This is a genomic window from Serratia sp. Ae19-1 (assembly GCF_059801225.1).
On sequence record NZ_JBCHWD010000002.1, the window covers coordinates 730227 to 750260 of the forward strand.

General features: G+C 59.4%; 17 protein-coding genes and 1 riboswitch. Of the genes, 9 read left to right on the forward strand and 8 right to left on the reverse strand.

Annotated elements, in window-relative coordinates:
• Positions 1 to 15: 15 nt before the first annotated feature.
• Both ppc and argE read right to left on the reverse strand, forming a co-directional pair.
• Positions 16 to 2652: a phosphoenolpyruvate carboxylase gene (gene ppc, locus AAIE04_RS08805; RefSeq protein WP_063918421.1), complete on the reverse strand. Its 2637-nt coding sequence runs from the start codon at positions 2650 to 2652 to the stop codon at positions 16 to 18.
• A gap of 259 nt (positions 2653 to 2911) precedes the next feature.
• Complete coding sequence (argE, locus tag AAIE04_RS08810) at positions 2912 to 4057, reverse strand: acetylornithine deacetylase (RefSeq protein WP_019452244.1); 1146 nt, start codon at positions 4055 to 4057, stop codon at positions 2912 to 2914.
• A 216-nt stretch (positions 4058 to 4273) separates the two neighbouring features.
• On the opposite strand from argE, the gene argC reads away from it, so the two are divergent.
• The 4 genes from argC to argH all read left to right on the forward strand — a co-directional run bounded on the left by argC (position 4274) and on the right by argH (position 8760).
• Complete coding sequence (gene argC / locus AAIE04_RS08815) at positions 4274 to 5278, forward strand: N-acetyl-gamma-glutamyl-phosphate reductase (RefSeq protein ID WP_025160365.1); 1005 nt, start codon at positions 4274 to 4276, stop codon at positions 5276 to 5278.
• 20 nt (positions 5279 to 5298) lie between these two features.
• Positions 5299 to 6072, forward strand: coding sequence for an acetylglutamate kinase (argB, locus tag AAIE04_RS08820; protein ID WP_019452246.1), 774 nt, complete (start codon positions 5299 to 5301; stop codon positions 6070 to 6072).
• Positions 6073 to 6097: 25 nt separating this feature from the next.
• The gene (locus AAIE04_RS08825) at positions 6098 to 7318 is read left to right on the forward strand and encodes an argininosuccinate synthase (RefSeq protein ID WP_019452247.1); all 1221 of its coding nucleotides are present in this window, start codon (positions 6098 to 6100) and stop codon (positions 7316 to 7318) included.
• Positions 7319 to 7386: 68 nt separating this feature from the next.
• A complete protein-coding gene (gene argH / locus AAIE04_RS08830) occupies positions 7387 to 8760 on the forward strand; it encodes an argininosuccinate lyase (protein WP_043140965.1) in 1374 nt (457 codons plus the stop codon).
• A 36-nt stretch (positions 8761 to 8796) separates the two neighbouring features.
• On the opposite strand, the gene AAIE04_RS08835 is transcribed toward argH, so the two are convergent.
• From AAIE04_RS08835 to AAIE04_RS08850, 4 genes are all read right to left on the reverse strand, one after another.
• The gene (locus AAIE04_RS08835) at positions 8797 to 9123 is read right to left on the reverse strand and encodes a type II toxin-antitoxin system HicB family antitoxin (RefSeq protein ID WP_019452249.1); all 327 of its coding nucleotides are present in this window, start codon (positions 9121 to 9123) and stop codon (positions 8797 to 8799) included.
• Positions 9110 to 9370: a toxin HicA gene (locus tag AAIE04_RS08840; RefSeq protein ID WP_033652203.1), complete on the reverse strand. Its 261-nt coding sequence runs from the start codon at positions 9368 to 9370 to the stop codon at positions 9110 to 9112. The genes AAIE04_RS08835 and AAIE04_RS08840 overlap by 14 nt, the downstream gene beginning before the upstream one ends.
• A 161-nt stretch (positions 9371 to 9531) precedes the next feature.
• Positions 9532 to 10980 carry a dihydrolipoyl dehydrogenase gene (locus tag AAIE04_RS08845; RefSeq protein WP_154747634.1) on the reverse strand — a complete coding sequence of 483 codons (1449 nt, stop codon included), beginning with the start codon at positions 10978 to 10980 and terminating at the stop codon, positions 9532 to 9534.
• Positions 10981 to 11052: 72 nt separating this feature from the next.
• Positions 11053 to 11784 (reverse strand): glutathione peroxidase, encoded by a 732-nt coding sequence (locus AAIE04_RS08850; protein WP_019452251.1) that lies wholly within the window; start codon positions 11782 to 11784, stop codon positions 11053 to 11055.
• A gap of 151 nt (positions 11785 to 11935) precedes the next feature.
• On the opposite strand from AAIE04_RS08850, the gene oxyR reads away from it, so the two are divergent.
• Positions 11936 to 12853, forward strand: coding sequence for a DNA-binding transcriptional regulator OxyR (oxyR, locus tag AAIE04_RS08855; protein ID WP_015379402.1), 918 nt, complete (start codon positions 11936 to 11938; stop codon positions 12851 to 12853).
• Here oxyR and sthA read toward each other — a convergent pair.
• On the reverse strand, positions 12836 to 14233 hold the full coding sequence (sthA, locus tag AAIE04_RS08860; RefSeq protein ID WP_004931047.1) for a Si-specific NAD(P)(+) transhydrogenase: 1398 nt from the start codon (positions 14231 to 14233) through the stop codon (positions 12836 to 12838). The two genes, oxyR and sthA, sit on opposite strands and share 18 nt — an antisense overlap.
• Before the next feature lie 218 nt (positions 14234 to 14451).
• On the opposite strand from sthA, the gene fabR reads away from it, so the two are divergent.
• Both fabR and AAIE04_RS08870 read left to right on the forward strand, forming a co-directional pair.
• Positions 14452 to 15084, forward strand: coding sequence for an HTH-type transcriptional repressor FabR (gene fabR, locus AAIE04_RS08865; protein ID WP_019452253.1), 633 nt, complete (start codon positions 14452 to 14454; stop codon positions 15082 to 15084).
• Between the two features lie 15 nt (positions 15085 to 15099).
• Entirely contained in the window at positions 15100 to 15471 is a 372-nt protein-coding gene (locus tag AAIE04_RS08870) for a YijD family membrane protein (protein ID WP_019452254.1), read from the forward strand.
• 33 nt (positions 15472 to 15504) lie between these two features.
• Here AAIE04_RS08870 and trmA read toward each other — a convergent pair whose 3' ends face one another.
• A complete protein-coding gene (gene trmA / locus AAIE04_RS08875) occupies positions 15505 to 16608 on the reverse strand; it encodes a tRNA (uridine(54)-C5)-methyltransferase TrmA (protein ID WP_063918335.1) in 1104 nt (367 codons plus the stop codon).
• A gap of 115 nt (positions 16609 to 16723) precedes the next feature.
• Positions 16724 to 16943, forward strand: a riboswitch (cobalamin riboswitch).
• A 69-nt stretch (positions 16944 to 17012) separates the two neighbouring features.
• On the opposite strand from trmA, the gene btuB reads away from it, so the two are divergent.
• Together btuB and murI are read left to right on the forward strand one after the other, a co-directional pair.
• The gene (gene btuB, locus AAIE04_RS08880) at positions 17013 to 18890 is read left to right on the forward strand and encodes a TonB-dependent vitamin B12 receptor BtuB (protein ID WP_498576805.1); all 1878 of its coding nucleotides are present in this window, start codon (positions 17013 to 17015) and stop codon (positions 18888 to 18890) included.
• Positions 18835 to 19698: a glutamate racemase gene (murI, locus tag AAIE04_RS08885; RefSeq protein ID WP_025921004.1), complete on the forward strand. Its 864-nt coding sequence runs from the start codon at positions 18835 to 18837 to the stop codon at positions 19696 to 19698. Before btuB ends, murI begins: the two co-directional genes overlap by 56 nt.
• Positions 19699 to 20034 lie beyond the last annotated feature (336 nt).

Genomic DNA, 20034 nt, shown 5'->3' on the forward strand with positions numbered 1-20034 from the left:
CCGCGATTTGGCTCACTAGCCGGTGTTGCGCATCCCGGCGGCGACGCCGGCGATGGTGACCATCAGCGCCTGCTCCACGCGGGCGTCGGGCTGTTCCTGCTGACGCGAACGGTGCAGCAGTTCGGCCTGCAGGACGTTCAGCGGGTCGGTATAAACGTTGCGCAGCGCGATGGATTCGGCGATCCACGGCAGGTCTTCCATCAGGTGCGCGTCGTTGGCGATGGTCAGCACCACCTTGATGTCGCTTTCCAACTGATCGCGCAGCTGCTGGCCCAGCGGCCACAGCGATTTATCCACCAGGCGCTGATCGTAGTATTCCGCCAGCCACAGGTCGGCCTTGGCGAACACCATTTCCAGCATGGCGATGCGGGTGGAGAAGAACGGCCAGTCGCGGCACATCGCCTCCAGCTCCGCCTGTTTGCCGGCCTTCACCGCTTCCTGCAATCCGGCGCCGGCACCGAGCCAGGCCGGCAACATCAGGCGATTCTGCGTCCAGGCGAAGATCCACGGAATGGCGCGCAGGCTCTCCACGCCGCCGTTCGGTTTGCGTTTGGCAGGGCGCGAGCCCAGCGGCAGTTTGCCCAACTCCAGCTCCGGCGTAGCCGCGCGGAAGTAAGGGACGAAGTCCGGGTTTTCCCGCACATAGCCGCGATACATCCGGCAGGAGGTCTCGGACAGATCGTCCATCAGCGCGCGCCACTCTTTCTTCGGTTCCGGCGGCGGCAACAGGTTGGCCTCGAGGATCGCGCCGGCATACAGCGCCAGACTGCTGATAGTGACTTCCGGCAGGCCGAACTTGAAGCGGATCATCTCGCCCTGTTCGGTGACGCGCAGGCCGCCCTTCAGGCTGCCCGGCGGCTGCGACAGCAGCGCCGCATGCGCCGGTGCGCCGCCGCGGCCGATGGAGCCGCCGCGGCCGTGGAACAGCGTCAGCGCCACGCCGGCTTTTTCACAGGTTTTGATCAGTGCGTCCTGCGCGCGGTATTGCGCCCAGGAAGCGGCCATCACGCCGGCATCTTTCGCCGAGTCGGAATAGCCGATCATCACCATCTGTTTGCCCTGAATAAAGCCGCGATACCAGTCGATGTTCAGCAACTGGGTCATCACGTCGTCGGCGTTGTTCAGGTCGTCGAGGGTTTCGAACAGCGGAGCGACCGGCAGCGCGAACGGGCAACCGGCCTCTTTCAACAGCAGGTGCACCGCCAGCACGTCGGACGGCGTGCGCGCCATTGAAATCACGTAGGCGGCGATCGAGCCCTGCGGCGCTTCGGCAATTACCCGGCAGGTTTCCAGCACTTCCAGCGTATCGGCGCTCGGCTCCCACTTCAGCGGCACCAGCGGGCGTTTGGAGTTCAGTTCGCGGATCAGGAACGCCTGTTTATCGGCTTCCGACCAGCTTTCATAGTCGCCCAGCCCCAGGTAGCGGGTCAGCTCGGCGATGGCCTCGGTATGGCGGGTGCTCTCCTGGCGCACGTCGATGCGCACCAGCGGCACGCCGAAGCAGCGCACGCGGCGCAGAGTATCCAGCAACTGGCCGTTGGCGATGATGCCCATGCCGCAGGCCTGCAGCGATTGGTAGCAGGCATACAGCGGCTCCCACAGCTGTTCGTTGTTCACCAGCAGATCGTGCGGTTTCAGCACGCGCTCGCCCTTCAGGCGGCCTTCCAGATAGGCCTGGGAGCTCATCAGTTGGCTGCGCAGCTGCTTCATGATTTCGCGGTACGGTTCCTGCACCTCGTCACCGCCGGCGCGGGCGCGCAGCTCCGGGGTGCACTCGGTCATCGACAGCTCGGAGACCAGCACCTGAATATCGCGAGTGAACAGGTCGCAAGCTTTCCAGCGGCTGAGCAGCAGCACATGGCGGGTAATTTCGGCGGTCACGTTCGGGTTGCCGTCGCGATCGCCGCCCATCCAGGAGGTGAAGCGCACCGGCACCGCTTCCGCCGGCAGGCTGTAATCGATAGAGTTTTCCAGCTGTTCATTGAATTCGCGCAGGAACGCCGGCACGCCTTCCCACAGGCTGTTTTCCACCACCGCGAAACCCCATTTGGCTTCGTCGATCGGCGAAGGGCGGTGTTTGCGAATTTCATCGGTGTGCCACGATTGGGCTACCAGCTGGCGCAGGCGGCGCATGATCTTGTTGCGCTCGTAGTCAGCCAGATCGTTGTGATCGAGCTGGCTGAGGCAGGTGTTGACCTCCACCAGCTTGTGGATCAGGGTGCGGCGGGTGATCTCCGTCGGGTGCGCCGTCAGCACCAGCTCGATGGAGAGTTGCGATACTGCGTGTTGCAGCTCTTTGTCGCTGAGCTTTTTGTCTTTGAGGCGGCTGAACAGTTGGGCCAGCGCCTCCGGATTGCTGGCGGCTTCGCCGTTGGGCGAAATGCTGTGGTACTGCTCGGCGACGTTGGTCAGGTTGAGGAACTGGCTGAAGGCGCGCGCCACCGGCAGCAGCTCGTCGTTGGACAGGTTCTGCAGGGTGGAGAGCAGTTCCTGGCGATGCGCTTCGTTGCCGGCGCGTGAGGATTTGGAAAGCTTACGGATGGTCTCTACGCGATCGAGAATATGCTCGCCCAGCGCTTCTTTGATGGTATCGCCGAGCAATTTGCCGAGCATACTGACATTACTGCGCATTGCCGAATATTGTTCGTTCATATAACCCCTGACCCAGTTCTGTATGATTTTTATCTTGTAAATAAATTTCACGCGTCAGGCGCAGACCGCCTGCCTGATCCCACCGCGTTCCTGTCCAGTCGTCCAATTGACACTATTTTTAGCAAAAAAACATCAAAATCGGCGCATTTTCTGAAATTTAATTACGGCACGTCGGTTATCAGCACGGCTTATTTCGCCGTCTACTACTTATTTGGAGTTAGGGGAAAGCATAAAGCATTTCCCCTGTTAAATGTCGGGTTTATTGCCGGCAAAAATGAGTGACCAGCTGGCCCAGCAGTTTACGCGTCGGTTCGATAAACGCGGTGTCGAGGTACTCGTCCGGCTGGTGGGCCTGGTCGATAGAGCCGGGGCCGAGCACTAACGTCGGACACACCTGCTGTACGAACGGCGCCTCGGTGCAGTAATTGACCACCTGGGTGCGGGTGCCCAGCAGTTCCTCGATCACTGCCACCATGCGGTGGTCGGTTGGGCACTCGTAGCCTGGCACCGACGCGTGCAGCTCTTCGATGCTCAGGCGGCCCGGCCAGCGTTGGCTCACCGGCTCCAACGCCTGATGCATCAGTTCGTTGATGTTGTCGAGCGTCATGCCGGGCAGCGGGCGGATATCCAGGTGCAGCTCGCAGCAGGCGCAGATGCGGTTGGCTGCGTCGCCGCCGCTGATATGGCCGAAGTTCATGGTGGGATAAGGCACGGCGAACGCCGGGTTGTTGTAACGCTCCTGCAGGGTTTTGCGCAGCGCCATCAGGTGGCTGATGGATTCGTGCATCAGATCGATGGCGTTGACACCGCGCGCCGGATCGCTGGAGTGGCCGGACTGGCCGACGATGCGAATGGCGTTGGCCATGTGGCCCTTGTGCGCGCGGACTGGCTGCAGCGAGGTCGGTTCGCCGATGATGGCGAAATCCGGCCGAATGGCGGTGGAGGCGGCGAAATAGCGTGCGCCGGCCATCGTCGTTTCTTCATCTGCGGTGGCTAAAATGTACAGCGGCTTGGTCAGTTTGCTCGCGTCGATATCGCGCACCGCATCCAGAATAAAGGCGAAGAAGCCTTTCATGTCGGCGGTGCCCAGGCCGTAGAGCTTGTTGTCGTGCTCGGTCAGGGTGAAGGGATCGCGCGTCCAGCGGCCTTCGTCGTAAGGCACCGTATCGGTGTGGCCGGCCAGCAGCAGGCCGCCGCTGCCTTCGCCGATGCTGGCCAGCAGGTTGAATTTGTGGCGCGAATCCGGTACCGGCTGCACGTCGACGCGAAAGCCCAGGTCGGCAAACCATTCGGCCAGCAAGTTGATTAACGCCTCATTGCTCTGATCGAGGCCGGCATCGGTGGCGCTGATCGACGGTGTGGCGATCAACGCCCGGTACAGCTCAATAAATGGAGGTAATTTCATCTTCACTGTTGACAGCCTTTGGTTAGGATAGTATCAATATTCATGCATTTATTTTGAATAAAAATACAGTAAGCCGAAGCGTAAGGGAACCCGATACCCGGATGTTTATAAAAGCATCAACGCCTGGCTCCGTGGGTGAACGGCGCAACAACGCTGGCTAGCCCTGTTACCTGGGTCGAAAACGACCGCACGTCAGTTGAGAAGGTGAAAGGCCACATGTTGAATACGCTGATCGTTGGTGCCAGCGGTTACGCCGGAGCGGAGCTCACGGCTTACCTGAATCGCCACCCACACATGAACATAACCGCTTTAGCGGTTTCAGCGCAAAGTGCAGATGCAGGAAAGTTGCTTTCCGATCTCCATCCCCAGTTGAAAGGCATCGTCGATCTGCCGCTACAGCCGTTGACCGACGTTGCACAGGCGGCGCAGGGCATCGATGTGGTGTTCCTCGCCACCGCCCATGAAGTCAGCCACGATATTGCACCGGCTTTTCTGGCGGCGGGTTGCGTGGTGTTCGATCTTTCCGGCGCCTTCCGCGTGCAGGACGCCGGTTTTTATAGCCAGTACTACGGTTTCGAGCATCAGCATGGCGCTCTGCTGGAGCAGGCGGTGTACGGCCTGGCGGAGTGGCAGAGCGACAAGATCAAACGGGCGCAGCTGATCGCGGTGCCGGGCTGCTACCCAACGGCGGCGCAGTTGGCGCTCAAACCGTTGATCGAAAAGCAGCTGCTGAACCTGGACCAGTGGCCGGTGATCAACGCCACCAGCGGCGTCAGCGGCGCCGGGCGCAAGGCCAGCATGACCACCAGCTTTTGCGAAGTGAGCCTGCAGCCATACGGCATTTTCACTCACCGGCACCAGCCGGAGATCGCCGCGCACCTGGGCGTGCCGGTCATCTTTACGCCGCACCTGGGCAATTTCCCGCGCGGCATTCTTGAAACCATCACCTGCCGCCTGAAAGCCGGCGTGACCGCGCAGGACGTGGCCGCCGCCTATCACGCCGCCTATGACGACAAGCCGCTGGTGCGGTTGTACGACCAGGGCGTGCCGGCGCTGAAAGCGGTGGTGGGGCTGCCGTTCTGCGACATCGGTTTTGCGGTGCAGGGCGAACATCTGATCGCCGTGGCGGTGGAAGACAACCTGCTGAAAGGCGCGGCCGCACAGGCGGTGCAATGCCTGAATATCCGTTTCGGTTTCCCGGAAACCCAGTCACTCCTTTAAACCAGCGTGAGTAAACAGCAATGAACCCGTTAATTATCAAGTTAGGTGGCGTGTTATTAGACAGTGAAGAAGCGCTGGAACGTCTGTTTACCGCGTTGGACAGTTACCGGCAGCAGCATCAGCGTCCGCTGGTGATCGTGCACGGCGGTGGCTGCGTGGTAGACGAGCTGATGAAGCAACTCTCTTTACCGGTGGTGAAAAAGAACGGCCTGCGGGTCACGCCGGCCGATCAGATCGACATCATCACCGGCGCGCTGGCCGGCACCGCCAACAAAACGCTGCTGGCGTGGGCGATTAAGCATCAAATCAACGCCGTTGGCCTGAGCCTGGCGGACGGCGGCAGCGCAGTCGTGACCCAGCTCGATCCGGCATTGGGTCACGTCGGCAACGCGCAGCCCGGCTCGCCCGCGCTGCTCAATACCCTGCTGGGCGCCGGCTACCTGCCGGTTATCAGCTCCATCGGCATCACCGCCGAAGGGCAGTTAATGAATGTGAACGCCGATCAGGCGGCGACGGCGCTGGCGGCGACGCTGGGGGCGGATCTGATCCTGCTGTCGGACGTCAGCGGCATCCTCGACGGCAAGGGGCAACGCATTGCGGAAATGACGGCGCAAAAAGCGGAGCAACTGATCGCGCAAGGCATCATCACCGATGGTATGGTGGTGAAGGTGAATGCGGCGCTCGACGCAGCCCGCACCCTCGGCCGCCCGGTGGATATCGCCAGCTGGCGCCATGCCGATCAGCTTCCTGCTTTGTTTAACGGCGTGTCGATTGGCACCCGGATCCTCGCTTAATTTTAGAATTAGAAAGGAATAGATCATGCAAAACCAAGGCATCAAAAAAATCGTTCTGGCGTACTCCGGCGGCCTGGATACCTCGGCCATCATTCCATGGCTGAAAGAGAACTACGGCGGCTGTGAAGTGGTGGCGTTCGTGGCGGACATCGGTCAGGAGCGCAGCGATCTGGAAGGCGTGGAGCAAAAAGCCCTGCAGTCCGGTGCCTCTGAATGTCACGTGGTCGATCTGCGTGAAGAATTTATCCGCGATTACGTTTATCCGGTGCTGCAGACCGGCGCGCTGTATGAAGGCAGCTATCTGCTGGGCACCTCGATGGCGCGGCCGATCATCGCCAAGGCGCAGGTCGAGCTGGCGCTGAAAGTGGGCGCCGACGCGCTGTGCCACGGCGCAACCGGCAAAGGCAACGACCAGGTGCGTTTCGAAACCACCTACACCGCGCTGGCTCCGCAGCTGAAAGTAGTGGCGCCGTGGCGTGAATGGAACCTGCGTTCCCGTGAGGCGCTGCTGGATTACCTGAAAGAGCGCAACATCCCGACCACTGCATCGCTGGAGAAGATCTACAGCCGCGATGAGAACGCCTGGCACATCTCCACCGAAGGCGGCGTGCTGGAAAGCCCGTGGAATGCGCCGAACAAGGATTGCTGGGTATGGACCGTCGATCCGCAGGAAGCGCCGGATCAGCCTGAACAGGTGACCGTTACCGTTGAGAAAGGCCGCGTTGTGGCGGTTAACGGTAAAGCGCTGTCGCCGTACCAGTGCCTGGAAACCCTGAATGCGTTAGGCGCCAAGCACGGCGTTGGCCGTATCGACATCGTGGAAAACCGTCTGGTAGGCATCAAATCCCGCGGCTGCTATGAAACCCCGGGGGGCACCATCATGGTGGCGGCGCTGCGCGCCGTCGAGCAGCTGGTACTGGATCGCGACAGCTTCAAATGGCGCGAGCAGCTGGGCCTGGAGATGTCTTATGTGGTGTACGACGGCCGCTGGTTCGCGCCGCTGCGCCGCTCGCTGCAGGCCTCTGCCGAAGCATTGGCTGAAGAGGTGAACGGCGAAGTGGTGTTGCAGCTGTACAAAGGCCAGGTGACGGCGACCCAGAAGAAATCCGCCAACAGCCTGTACTCCGAAGAGTTCGCCACCTTCGGCGAAGACGAAGTTTACGATCACAGCCACGCCGGCGGCTTTATCCGCCTGTTCTCTCTGTCTTCACGCATCCGCGCGTTGAACGAGAAAAAGAATAAATAATCGATTGGCGTGACTCTGCAAGGGCGCAGCATGCTGCGCCCTTTCGCATAAAAATTCAGGAGTAAGGTATGGCACTTTGGGGCGGACGGTTCACTCAGGCGGCGGATCAGCGGTTCAAGCAACTCAACGATTCGCTGCGGTTCGATTATCGCCTGGCGGAGCAAGATATCGTGGGCTCGGTGGCCTGGTCGAAGGCGCTGGTGACCGTTAATGTGTTGACGGCAACGGAGCAGCAGCAGCTGGAGCAGGCGCTGAATGCTTTGCTGACGGAAGTTCAGGCCGATCCTCTGGCGATCGTCCAAAGCGATGCGGAAGACATCCACAGCTGGGTGGAGCAGAAGCTGATCGAGAAGGTCGGCGATTTGGGCAAGAAGCTGCACACCGGCCGCAGCCGTAACGATCAGGTCGCGACCGATCTGAAGCTGTGGTGCAAACAGCAGATCGGCGATCTGCATCAGGCGATCGTCCAGCTGCAGCAGGCGCTGGTGGAGACCGCCGAAGCCAACCAGGATGCGGTGATGCCGGGGTATACCCATCTGCAACGCGCGCAGCCGGTGACATTTGCGCACTGGTGCCTGGCCTATGTCGAGATGCTGGCGCGCGATGAGAGCCGTCTGCAGGATACCCTGAAACGGCTGGACGTCAGCCCACTGGGCAGCGGTGCGCTGGCCGGCACCGCTTATCCTATCGATCGCGAGCAGCTGGCCGGTTGGCTGGGCTTCGCCTCGGCGACCCGCAACAGCCTGGATAGCGTCTCCGATCGCGACCACGTGCTGGAGCTGTTGTCCAACGCCGCCATCAGCATGGTGCACCTGTCGCGCTTCGCCGAGGATCTGATCTTCTTCAACAGCGGCGAGGCGGCGTTTGTCGAGCTGTCCGACCGCGTGACCTCCGGCTCCTCGCTGATGCCGCAGAAGAAAAACCCGGACGCGCTGGAGCTGATTCGTGGCAAATGCGGCCGCGTACAGGGCGCGTTGACCGGCATGATGATGACGCTGAAAGGCCTGCCGCTGGCGTACAACAAAGACATGCAGGAAGACAAAGAAGGGCTGTTCGACGCGCTCGACACCTGGATGGACTGCCTGCAGATGGCGGCACTGGTGCTGGACGGCATTCAGGTGAAGCGCCCGCGTTGCCAGGAAGCGGCGGAACAGGGCTATGCCAACGCCACCGAGCTGGCGGATTACCTGGTCGCCAAGGGCGTGCCGTTCCGCGAAGCGCACCATATCGTCGGCGAGGCGGTGGTAGAAGCGATTCGCCAGGGTAAACCGCTGGAAGCGTTGCCGCTGGCGGATTTGCAGCAGTTCAGCGCGACGATTGGCGACGACGTTTACCCGATCCTGGCGTTGCAATCCTGCCTGGACAAGCGTGCTGCCAAAGGCGGCGTAGCGCCACAACAGGTAGCCGCGGCAATCGCCGCAGCGAAGCAGCGTTTGGCTTGATGATGACGAGGGCGGCCTGGCGTCGCCCTTGAACCTTTACCCCGCCAGGCGGGCGCACAGATAACGGTTCAGACTCACGCCTTCCTCCATCGCGCCGATCGCCAGCCTGCGGTGCTGTTCCGGCGTCATGCGCAACACCAGTTTTCCGCTGAAGTTCTTTTCCGCCAGCGCCTGCGGCGGCGTTTCGCCTTGCGCCAGCATATCGGCGATCGTTTCACTCACGACTTTTTCGATACCCTCCAGTGCGCCGGTACGCGTGGCGGCCAGCCAGGACAGCGAGGGGAATTCGGCGCATAGCCCGACATATTCACGATCTTCCGCTGACCAGGTGATGCGATAGGTATAGTGTTCATGCTTTTCCATGTTCTTCCTCCATTCTGGCCAGTGCGGCGATGACCTGCTTAACCTGATATGCCTTGGCTGCGCCGTTGTTGCCGCGTTGGATATTGATGCGCGGATCGCCTGGCCAGGGCATGCGATAAACGTGATGGCTGCTACCGTTTATGCGCGGCGGCCCAAACCATCGCACGCAGATTTTCGCTAACTCGGCGAATTTGATGCTGTTCTGCCGCTGTTGCAAATCAGCGATGTCATCCCTGATCTCGTTCATGCTGCCTCCATTTTAGTATCATTATTGGTATCATTTCAATGTCGCAGCATAAAAAATGAGCGCAGAAGGGCCGTGAGGCAAGAGGAGGGAGGAAAATGTGGAAAGTGCTGCGCAAAAAACCGGGCCTGAAGGCCCGGTGAGTATGAACGGCGAATGAGAGGTTATTCGCCCGGACAGCGCTGGCAGCGCTCGATTTCGGTCGCGCCGAGTTTGAGCTTCGCCTGCAGGTCGCGCAGCGCGGTGCGCAAGCCTTCTTCGATCACCGGATGATAGAACGGCATGTCCAGCATCTGATCGACGGTCATTTGCTGCTGGTGCGCCCAGGCCAACAGGTGCGCGATGTGCTCGGCGTCCGGGCCGATCATTTCCGCGCCGAGGAAACGGCCGGTGCCTTGCTCGCCGTAAACGTGCAGAATGCCCTTGTTGCGCAGCATCACCCGTGAGCGCCCCTGATTCTCAAACGAGACTTTGCCCACTTCAAAGCAGCCGCAGGCGCTAAACTTCTCGCTCAGCTCGCGGAAGGTTGAGCCGACCATGGCGATCTGCGGATCGGAAAATACCACCGAAATCGCGCTGCGGCGCAGGCCCGGATTGATCTCCGGGAAACTGCCGGCGTTGGCGCCGGCGATACGCGCCTGATCGCTGGCTTCATGCAGCAGCGGCAGCTGATTGCTGGCGTCGCCGGCGATGAAGATATGCGGCACGCTGGTTTGCATCGTCAGGCGGTCGGCCAGCGGCACGCCTCGGGCGTCGAGCTGCAGGCCGGTGTTCTCGAGGCCCAGCCGATCGACATTGGGGCGGCGGCCGGTAGCGGCCAGCACGTAGTCCACCAGGATCTCTTGCGGTTGGCCCTGCAGATCTTGATAGCGGATAAATACTTTATCGCCCTCGCGCTGCATCATCTCTACCTTCACGTCGGCATCGAGATAGAACTCGTCCCCCAGCGCTTTGGCGGCGTAGTCGCGCACGGCGCTGTCGGTCAGCGGCCCGACGGCGCCACCGATGCCAAAGACCTTGGTGTCGACGCCGAGGCGGTGCAGCGCTTGCCCCAGTTCCAGCCCAATGACGCCGGGGCCGAATACCGCTACGGACTGCGGCAAATCATCCCAATTGAACAGATCGTCGTTGACGACCAGGCGGTCGCCCAGCTCGTTCCACGGCGCCGGCCAGCTGGGACGAGAACCGGTGGCGATCACGATGCGCTGTGCCACGATGCGTGTATGGTCATCGACCTGCAGCGTGTTGTCGTCGATAAAGCGGGCATAGCCCTGAATTTTGTCGGCGGCCGGGATCTCGTCCACGCCTTCCAGCACGAAGCCGACGAAGCGATCGCGTTCGCGCTTGACGCGATCCATCACCTCGCGCCCGTCGATGCGCGTCTTGCCGGTTGGATGCACGCCAAAACCAGGCGCACGTTCGATTTGATGCACCGCTTCGGCGGCGGCTATCAATAACTTGGATGGCATGCAGCCAACGCGCGCACAGGTGGTGCCGTAAGGCCCGCCTTCGATCATCACCACGCTGGGGGTAGACAGTTTGGCCGCGCGATAGGCGCCGAGCCCTGCGGTGCCGCCGCCGATGACCGCGACATCAACGTTCAACAGTTTCATATCCGCTCCTGAAAGGTAAAAAAAGGGCGGGCCGTAGCCCGCCAAAGTTCACGTTGGCTTTGTTATTACTTATTAAGCTGACAGGAAAGTTTCCAGATCGTCGCTGCCGCCGATGTGACGGCCGCCGATGAACACCTGCGGCACCGTGGCGCGGCCGCTGACGGCGCGCAGGCTGACGGTGGTGGCGTCTTTGCCCAGTACGATCTCTTCATACTGAATGCCGCGCTCTTGCAGCATCTGCTTGGCTTTGGCGCAGAACGGGCAGCCCGGTTTGGTGAACAGGGAGACCGATTCCTGCACTTTGAATTCCGGTGCCAGGTATTTCAGCATGGTATCGGCGTCGGACACTTCAAACGGGTCACCCGGCTTGTTCGGTTCGACGAACATTTTCTCGACCACGCCGTCGCGCACCAGCATCGAGTAACGCCATGAACGCGGGCCAAAGCCCAGATCCGCTTTCTCGACCAGCATGTTCATGCCCTTGGTGAATTCACCGTTGCCGTCCGGCACGAAGGTGATGTTTTCTGCATGTTGGTCGGCTTTCCAGGCGTTCATCACGAAGGTGTCGTTCACCGAGACGCACAGAATGCCGTCGACGCCGTGCTGTTTGAATACGCTGGACAGCTCGTTGTAGCGCGGCAGATGGCTCGAAGAGCAGGTCGGCGTGAACGCGCCCGGCAGCGAGAATACGATAACGGTTTTGTTTTTGAACAGGTCATCAGTGGTCACATCAATCCATTGGTCGCCCTGACGGGTGTGGAAAGTAACCTGCGGAACTTTCTTGCCTTCTTGACTGGTAAACATTGATTAACCCCTTAATTAGGAAAAGTAATTTTTGGTATTTAGCGCAATATCGCTTCGTTGGGACACATTATTGTCGTTGGGGCTTGATAGATCTAATCGCTCATTGCTATCTTATCTATCGCCATGAGCTATCATGGATTGGAGGGAAACAATGAACATTCGTGATTTAGAGTATCTGGTCGCCTTGGCCGAGCACCGGCACTTCCGCCGCGCGGCCGATTCATGCCATGTGAGCCAGCCGACGCTCAGCGGGCAGATCCGCAAGCTGGAAGACGAGTTGGGCGTCATGCTGCTCGAACGCACCAGCCGCAAGGTGCTGTTCACCCAGGCGGGCCTGTTGCTGGTGGAGCAGGCGCGTACTGTGCTGCGCGAAGTGAAAGTGTTGAAGGAGATGGCCAGCCAACAGGGCGAAGCCATGTCCGGGCCGCTGCACATCGGCCTGATCCCGACCGTGGGGCCTTATCTGCTGCCGCAGATCATCCCGACGCTGCACAAAACTTTCCCGAAGCTGGAAATGTATCTGCACGAAGCGCAAACCCATCAACTGCTGGCGCAGCTCGACAGCGGCAAACTGGACTGCGCCATTCTGGCGCTGGTGAAGGAGACCGAGGCGTTTATCGAAGTGCCTCTGTTCGATGAACCGATGAAGCTGGCGGTGTATTCCGATCACCCTTGGGCGCAGCGTGAGCGCGTAGCGATGCCGGATTTGGCGGGTGAGAAACTGCTGATGCTGGAAGATGGCCACTGCCTGCGCGATCAGGCGATGGGTTTCTGCTTCCAGGCGGGCGCGGACGAAGATACCCACTTCCGCGCCACCAGTCTGGAAACGCTGCGTAACATGGTCGCGGCCGGCAGCGGCATTACCCTGCTGCCGTCACTGGCGGTGCCGCCGCAGCGCGAACGCGACGGCGTCTGCTATCTGGATTGCTACAAGCCTGAGCCGAAGCGCACCATCGCGCTGGTGTACCGCCCCGGTTCCCCACTGCGCAGCCGTTATGAGCAGTTGGCCGAGGCGATCCGCGAGCACATGCAGGGCTACATCGACAGCGCGTTAAAACAGGCGGTTTAAGCCGTTCAGCGCCGCCACCCGGTAGGCTTCGGCCATGGTCGGATAGTTGAAGGTCGTATTAACGAAATACTCGATAGTATTGCCTTCACCTTTCTGTTCCATGATCGCCTGGCCGATGTGGATGATCTCCGCCGCACGCTCGCCGAAGCAGTGGATCCCGAGGATCTGCAGGGTGTCGCGATGGAACAGGATCTTCAGGCTGCCGACGTTCATCCCGGCGATCTGCGCGCGCGCCAGATGCTTGAACTGGGCGCGGCCCACTTCATACGGCACCTTCATCGCCGTCAGTTCCTGCTCGGTTTTGCCGACGGAGCTGATTTCCGGAATGGTGTAGATGCCGGTCGGGATATCTTCGATAAGGTGACCGCTGGCTTCGCCGGACGCGATCGCCTGCGCGGCGATGCGGCCCTGATCGTAGGCGGCGGAAGCCAGGCTCGGATAGCCGATCACGTCACCGACCGCATAGATGTGCGACAGCGCGGTTTGGTACATGCTGTTCACCTTCAGCAACCCGCGGCTGTCCGACTCCAGGCCGACGTTCTCCAACCCCAGCGAATCGGTGTTGCCGGTGCGGCCGTTGGCGTACAGCAGGCAGTCCGCTTTCACCTTCTTGCCGGACTTCAGGTGCACGATCACGCCATCTTCGGTGCCTTCGATCTTCTCGAACTCTTCGTTGTGGCGGATCACCACGCCGTTGTTCCAGAAGTGGTAAGAGAGCGAATCCGACATCTCCTGATCGAGGAACGCCAGCAGGCGATCGCGGGTGTTGATCAGATCGACCTTGACGTTCAGACCGCGGAAGATAGACGCGTATTCGCAACCGATCACCCCGGCGCCGTAAATGATCACGTGGCGCGGTTCATGGCTCAGTTCGAGGATGGAATCGCTGTCGTAGATGCGCGGGTGATTGAAATCGACGCTGGCCGGGTGGTAAGGGCGCGAGCCGCAGGCGATCACGATGTGGTCGGCGCGGATGGTGTCCTGGGTGCCGTCCATGTAGCTGACGCTGACGGTGTTGGCGTCGATGAAGCGCGCGTCGCCGGCGAACAGCTTGCACTGGTTCCGCTCATAGAACCCTTGGCGCATGCGGGTCTGCTGGCTGATGACGTTATCGGCGTGGCGTAAAATGTCAGGGAAGGTCGCGCTAAGCGTGCGCGAATTGTTGTAAAGCGGGTTCTGGTTGAATTCGATAATGCGGCTGACGGCGTGGCGGAGGGCTTTGGAAGGGATGGTGCCCCAATGGGTACATCCGCCGCCTACGTTGTTGTACCGTTCGATAACGGCCACGCGGGCGCCCTGTTTCACCAGCCCCATGGCGGCACCTTCACCACCAGGGCCCGAGCCAATCACTATGGCATCAAATTGATAGTGCTGTTGCATGTAGGAGAGACCTGTTTTTTTATACAAGATTACAACGGTATCTTAACATCATAGCGCTGCTCACCCAATCACCATTAGGCTTTTTGAGTCAAAGCACAATCGGCTCAGGGCGGAAGTGTGATAGAGCGCGTTAGTATAAATGCTGTTGCAATAAAATTTGCTATATTGCCGGGTCTAGGGCGTTAGACTGAGAGAATGGAACCTATCTGGATATGCATATGGGCGTCAGAGCACAACAAAAAGAACGGACTCGTCGTTCCCTGATCGAAGCCGCTTTCAGCCAGCTGAGCGCCGAACGCAGTTTCGCCAGCCTGAGCCTGCGGGAAGTTTCACGTGAGGCGGGTATCGCGCCCACCTCGTTTTACCGCCATTTCCGCGATGTGGATGAGCTGGGGCTGACCATGGTGGACGAAAGCGGCCTGATGCTGCGCCAGTTGATGCGCCAGGCGCGCCAACGCATCGCCAAGGGCGGCAGCGTGATCCGCACCTCGGTGTCCACCTTTATGGAATTTATCGGCAACAACCCGAACGCCTTCCGCCTGCTGCTGCGCGAACGTTCCGGCACGTCGGCGGCATTCCGTGCGGCGGTGGCACGCGAGATCCAGCATTTCATCGCCGAACTGGCGGACTACCTCGAGTTGGAAAACCACATGCCGCGCAGCTTCACCGAAGCGCAGGCGGAAGCGATGGTCACCATCGTGTTCAGCGCCGGTGCGGAAGCGCTGGATATCGACGCCGAGCAGCGGCTGCAGCTGGAAGAACGGCTGGTGCTGCAACTGCGGATGATCTCCAAAGGGGCGTATTACTGGTATCGTCGCGAACAAGAAAAAGCTTCTGTGTCCCACGTATAAAAAAGGTAAAAAATGATGGAAAAACCAGGCCGTGAAAATGGCACCTTACTGCTGGCGTTGATTGCCGGCCTTTCGATCAACGGTTCGTTTGCCGCGCTGTTCAGCTCGGTGGTGCCGTTTTCGATCTTCCCGCTGCTTGCGTTGGTGCTGGCCGTGTACTGTCTGCATCAGCGCTACCTGAACCGCGCCATGCCGGACGGCATGCCGAAGCTGGCGGCGGCCTGTTTCCTGCTGGGGCTGCTGCTGTACAGCGCCATCGTGCGCGCCGAATACCCGCAGATCGGCTCCAACTTCCTGCCGTCGGTTCTCTGCGTGGCGCTGGTGTTGTGGATCGGGGTCAAGCTGAAGGCGCGCAAGGCGCTGGATGCGCCGACTCAAGAGTCGTAATGAAACGGGGCGCCATGTGGCGCCCCTGTCGTATCAGCGGTGCTTTTCCAGCAACACGCCGCATTCCATGTGATGGGTATACGGGAACTGATCGAACAGCGCCAGGCGGCTGACTCGGTGGGTAGTCTGCAGCGTTTCCAGGTTGGCGCACAGCGTTTCCGGGTTGCATGAGATATACAAAATGCGCGGGTAAGCCTGCACCATCTTCACCGTTTCATCGTCCAGCCCACTGCGCGGCGGATCGACGAAAATCGTCTCGCAGTTGTAGCCGCTCAGATCGATGCCTTTCAACCGGTTGAATTCGCGCACTCCGTTCATGGCCTGAGTGAAGTCTTCTGCCGCCATGCGGATGATTTGCACGTTGTCGATATGGTTGGCGGCGATGTTGTATTGCGCCGCCGCCACCGACGGCTTGGCGATCTCGGTCGCCAGTACGCGCTCGAAGTTGCGCGCCAGTGCCAGCGAGAAGTTGCCGTTGCCGCAATACAGCTCCAGCAAATCGCCTTTGGAACCGGCGGTGACCGCCAGCGCCCATTCCAGCATCTGCACGTTCATGGCCGCGTTGGGCTGAGTGAAACTGTTTTCCACCTGACGGTAGATCATGTCGCGGCCGGCAACCGGCAGCACTTCGTCAACATAATCCTGGTCGAGCATGATTTTGGTTTTCGACGCCCGACCGATCAGCTGCAGATCGAACCCTTGAGCGCGCAGATCGTCGCGCAGCTGTTCGGCGCGCCGTTGCCAAACCTCATCCAGCTTGCGGTGGTACAGCAGCGAGGCGATGATTTTGCCGCTTTGCGTCGACAGATAATCTATCTGGAACAGTTTGTGGCGCAGGATCGGCTCCGGTTTCAGCGCGGCGATCAGGGCGCTCATCAGACGGTTGATCAGTTCGCTGGCGGCCGGGAACCTATCGACGCGAATACGCTGCTTGGTCTGCTGATCGAACATGATGTGATACATGTCTTCCGCGTCGTGCCAGATGCGGAACTCGGCGCGCATGCGGTAGTGGTCGACTGGCGAGCGGAACACTTCCGGCTCGGGCGCCGCGAACGGTGACATCAACGTCTTCAGACGGGCGACTTTCTCCGCCAGTTGGTCATCGTAACGTTCAATAGGCAAATTCTCGGGCGTCATGTGTGTCTTCTCGTCAGGCAAATTTGATCAGCGGGGATTGTAGGGAATCAGCCCGTGAAGTCCAGTTTTGTCGCGTTTATTATTTGTAACATTAGTAGCAGTCTAGACATCTATTTTCATTGATCGTAGCATTGCCGTCCGGCCTCAAGCAGCGAGTGAAAAGGGAATCCGGTGTGAATCCGGAGCTGACGCGCAGCGGTAAGGGGAAGTCACGGCGATAGCGTTTCGACGCAGACACTGTCCACTGCAGGATGGGAAGTCATCGCCCGTTGCCGGTCGCGCCCCGCGGCCCGCAAATCCCAAGCCCGAAGACCTGCCGGTGTTACGTCGCAATGTCCGTGGCCGTCGCGAACTACCGGCCATGATCCTGCGGCATCCGCCAATTAAGTTTGGATGCTTTTCTCATGACAATTACAAAAAACACGCTGCTGGCGGTGGTCTCCTCCGTCACGGCTTTTTCTGGATGGGCGCAAGACAACACCACGGCCACGAATGGCGATAACCTGGTGGTGACCGCCAACCGCTTCCCGCAGCCGATTTCTTCCGTATTGGCGCCGACCTCCGTCGTCACCCGCAACGATATCGATCGCTGGCAGGCCAAGAGCCTGACCGACGTGATGCGCCGCTTGCCGGGGGTGGACATCGGCCAAAATGGTGGGTTGGGGCAAAAGAGTTCACTATTCATTCGCGGCACCAATTCCAGCCATGTCTTGGTATTGATCGACGGCATCCGCCTTAATCAGGCGGGCGTCAGCGGCTCTTCCGACCTCAGCCAAATCCCGATTTCGCTGGTGCAGAAAGTCGAATACATTCGCGGTCCGCGCTCTGCGGTGTACGGTTCCGACGCCATCGGCGGCGTGGTCAACATTATTACTACCCGCGAAAAGAACGGCACTACGCTGGCTGCCGGCGTTGGCTCCAACGGCTATCAGTCCTATGATGCGTCGACGCAACAGCTGCTGGGCGACAGCACCGTGGCGACGGTGGCGGGGAACTACACCTATACCAAAGGGTATGATGTGGTGGCTGAAGGCAACACCAGCATTCCGCAGCCCGATCGCGATGGCTTCATGAGCAAATCGCTATACGGGGCGGTACAGCACCGGTTCAACGAGCAAATCAGCGGCTTTGTGCGTGGATATGGCTACGACAACCGTACGGGCTACGACGGCTTCTATTCTTACGATAAAAATTTCAATATCACCGGTCTGCCGGATACGCGCAAACTGTATAGTCAAACCTGGGACACCGGGTTGCGCTATCAGGAAGGAATTTACGCCACGCAGTTAGTGGGAAGCTACAGCCACAGCAAAGACTACAATTACGATCCGCGCAAAGGGCAGTATGCGATTTCCTCCAGCCTGGATGATTCAGAGCAATACAATCTGCAGTGGGGCAATACTTTCAAGGTGGCTCAAGGCACCGTCAGTGCGGGCGCCGACTGGCAGGATCAACAGATCAAACCGGGCACCGCGTCCGTCAGCCGCGAGAGAAGCCAGCGCAATACCGGCATCTATCTGACCGGGCAGCAACTGGTGGGGCCGGTGACGCTTGAGGCCGCAGCGCGCGGCGACGATAACTCTGAGTTCGGTTGGCACGGCACGTGGCAAACCAGCGCAGCCTGGGAGTTCATCGAAGGATACCGTTTCATCGCTTCCTATGGCACCGCGTTTAAAGCGCCAAACATGAACCAGCTGTTTAGTACCACTTATGGCAACAGCAACTTGAAGCCGGAAGAAAGCAAACAGTGGGAAGGCGGCTTCGAAGGTTTGACCGGGCCGGTGACCTGGCGCGTTTCCGGCTACCGCAATGACATCGATAACCTGATTGACAGCGATCCGGTGAGTTACCGTTATTACAATATCGGTAAGGCGGCCATTAAGGGTGTAGAGGCCACCGCTTCTTTTGAAACCGGTCCGTTGACGCATCAGATTGGTTACGATTATGTCGACCCGCGCAATGCTAAAACCAATGAAGTGCTGCTGCGCCGCGCGAAACAACAGGTGAAGTATGAGCTGGATTGGCAGCTGTACGACTTTGACTGGGCGGTGACCTATCAATACCTGGGTGAGCGCTATGACAAGGATTATGGCGTTTATCCAAGCCCGACGGTTAAACTCGGCGGCGTGAGCCTGTGGGATCTCGCAGTTTCGTATCCGGTCACATCTCATCTGACAGTTCGTGGTAGAATTGCCAACCTGTTTGATAAAGATTATGAGACGGCCTATGGCTACGCTACTCCAGGAAGAGAATACTACCTCACTGGAAGCTATACCTTCTAACAGCACCGCCACACCTCGCCCGACGGTGCTGGTTTTCGATTCCGGCGTCGGCGGGTTGTCGGTATATCAGGAGATTCGGCAGTTGCTGCCGGATCTCCACTATATATACGCTTTCGACAACGTGGCGTTCCCCTACGGCGAGAAGTCCGAAGAGTTTATCGTTGAGCGCGTGCTGGAGATAGTTGGCGCGGTGCAGCAGCGTCATCCTCTGGCGATTGTCGTCATTGCCTGCAACACCGCCAGCACTGTTTCCTTGCCGGCCCTGCGCGAGCGTTTCAGCTTCCCGGTCGTGGGCGTGGTGCCCGCCATCAAACCGGCCGCCCGTCTTACCGTTAACGGCATTGTCGGCCTGTTGGCGACCCGCGGCACCGTACAGCGCAGCTACACCCACGAACTGATTTCCCGTTTTGCCACCGACTGCAAGATTGAACTGCTGGGTTCTTCGGAGCTGGTGGAGCTGGCAGAAGCCAAGCTGCACGGCGAAGCCGTGCCGCTGCCGGTGCTGAAGAAGATCCTGCATCCGTGGCTGAGCATGCGTGAGCCGCCGGATACCGTCGTGCTGGGCTGCACCCATTTCCCTCTGTTAGCGGAAGAGCTGATGCAGGTGTTGCCGGAAGGCACCCGGCTGGTGGATTCCGGTGCGGCGATAGCCCGCCGTACCGCCTGGCTCATCTCGACGCAGGAAAATCTGGTTTCGAGCCAGGAAGAGAATCTGGCGTATTGCATGGCGTTAAATGAAGATACTGACGCTTTATTGCCCGTTTTGCAGGGCTACGGCTTTAAATCGTTGAAAAAACTGCCGCTTTAACGGCGTTTTGGTCAAACATTCAACGGTCGGAAAAAATATTGAAATTAGGGGTTGCGGCCCGCCGAGAACTCCCTATAATGCGCCTCCACTGACCGGGAACAACGACTGGCAAGCCGCCGGGTCAGCGAGAAGAAAGCGAAATAAACGCTTGACTCTCCGGGCGAAAAGCGTAATATACGCAGCCCGCGCCGATGAAGTTTCTCGGCACTGCTCTTTAACAATTTATCAGACAATCTGTGTGGGCACTCCACAAGACGATATCCAGCATCTTCGGATGCAAAAAAATATCAAGTCTTGAAGAGTGACTAACTGAAGTAAAATTCATGCAGTAAATCT

Excerpts from the sequence above, each read along its gene's own strand:
- ppc (WP_063918421.1), bottom strand. The coding sequence starts at position 2,652 with ATGAACGAACAATATTCGGCAATGCGCAGTAATGTCAGTATGCTCGGC.
- argE (WP_019452244.1), bottom strand. The coding sequence starts at position 4,057 with ATGAAATTACCTCCATTTATTGAGCTGTACCGGGCGTTGATCGCCACA.
- argC (WP_025160365.1), top strand. The coding sequence starts at position 4,274 with ATGTTGAATACGCTGATCGTTGGTGCCAGCGGTTACGCCGGAGCGGAG.
- argB (WP_019452246.1), top strand. The coding sequence starts at position 5,299 with ATGAACCCGTTAATTATCAAGTTAGGTGGCGTGTTATTAGACAGTGAA.
- AAIE04_RS08825 (WP_019452247.1), top strand. The coding sequence starts at position 6,098 with ATGCAAAACCAAGGCATCAAAAAAATCGTTCTGGCGTACTCCGGCGGC.
- argH (WP_043140965.1), top strand. The coding sequence starts at position 7,387 with ATGGCACTTTGGGGCGGACGGTTCACTCAGGCGGCGGATCAGCGGTTC.
- AAIE04_RS08835 (WP_019452249.1), bottom strand. The coding sequence starts at position 9,123 with ATGGAAAAGCATGAACACTATACCTATCGCATCACCTGGTCAGCGGAA.
- AAIE04_RS08840 (WP_033652203.1), bottom strand. The coding sequence starts at position 9,370 with ATGAACGAGATCAGGGATGACATCGCTGATTTGCAACAGCGGCAGAAC.
- AAIE04_RS08845 (WP_154747634.1), bottom strand. The coding sequence starts at position 10,980 with ATGAAACTGTTGAACGTTGATGTCGCGGTCATCGGCGGCGGCACCGCA.
- AAIE04_RS08850 (WP_019452251.1), bottom strand. The coding sequence starts at position 11,784 with ATGTTTACCAGTCAAGAAGGCAAGAAAGTTCCGCAGGTTACTTTCCAC.
- oxyR (WP_015379402.1), top strand. The coding sequence starts at position 11,936 with ATGAACATTCGTGATTTAGAGTATCTGGTCGCCTTGGCCGAGCACCGG.
- sthA (WP_004931047.1), bottom strand. The coding sequence starts at position 14,233 with ATGCAACAGCACTATCAATTTGATGCCATAGTGATTGGCTCGGGCCCT.
- fabR (WP_019452253.1), top strand. The coding sequence starts at position 14,452 with ATGGGCGTCAGAGCACAACAAAAAGAACGGACTCGTCGTTCCCTGATC.
- AAIE04_RS08870 (WP_019452254.1), top strand. The coding sequence starts at position 15,100 with ATGGAAAAACCAGGCCGTGAAAATGGCACCTTACTGCTGGCGTTGATT.
- trmA (WP_063918335.1), bottom strand. The coding sequence starts at position 16,608 with ATGACGCCCGAGAATTTGCCTATTGAACGTTACGATGACCAACTGGCG.
- btuB (WP_498576805.1), top strand. The coding sequence starts at position 17,013 with ATGACAATTACAAAAAACACGCTGCTGGCGGTGGTCTCCTCCGTCACG.
- murI (WP_025921004.1), top strand. The coding sequence starts at position 18,835 with ATGGCTACGCTACTCCAGGAAGAGAATACTACCTCACTGGAAGCTATA.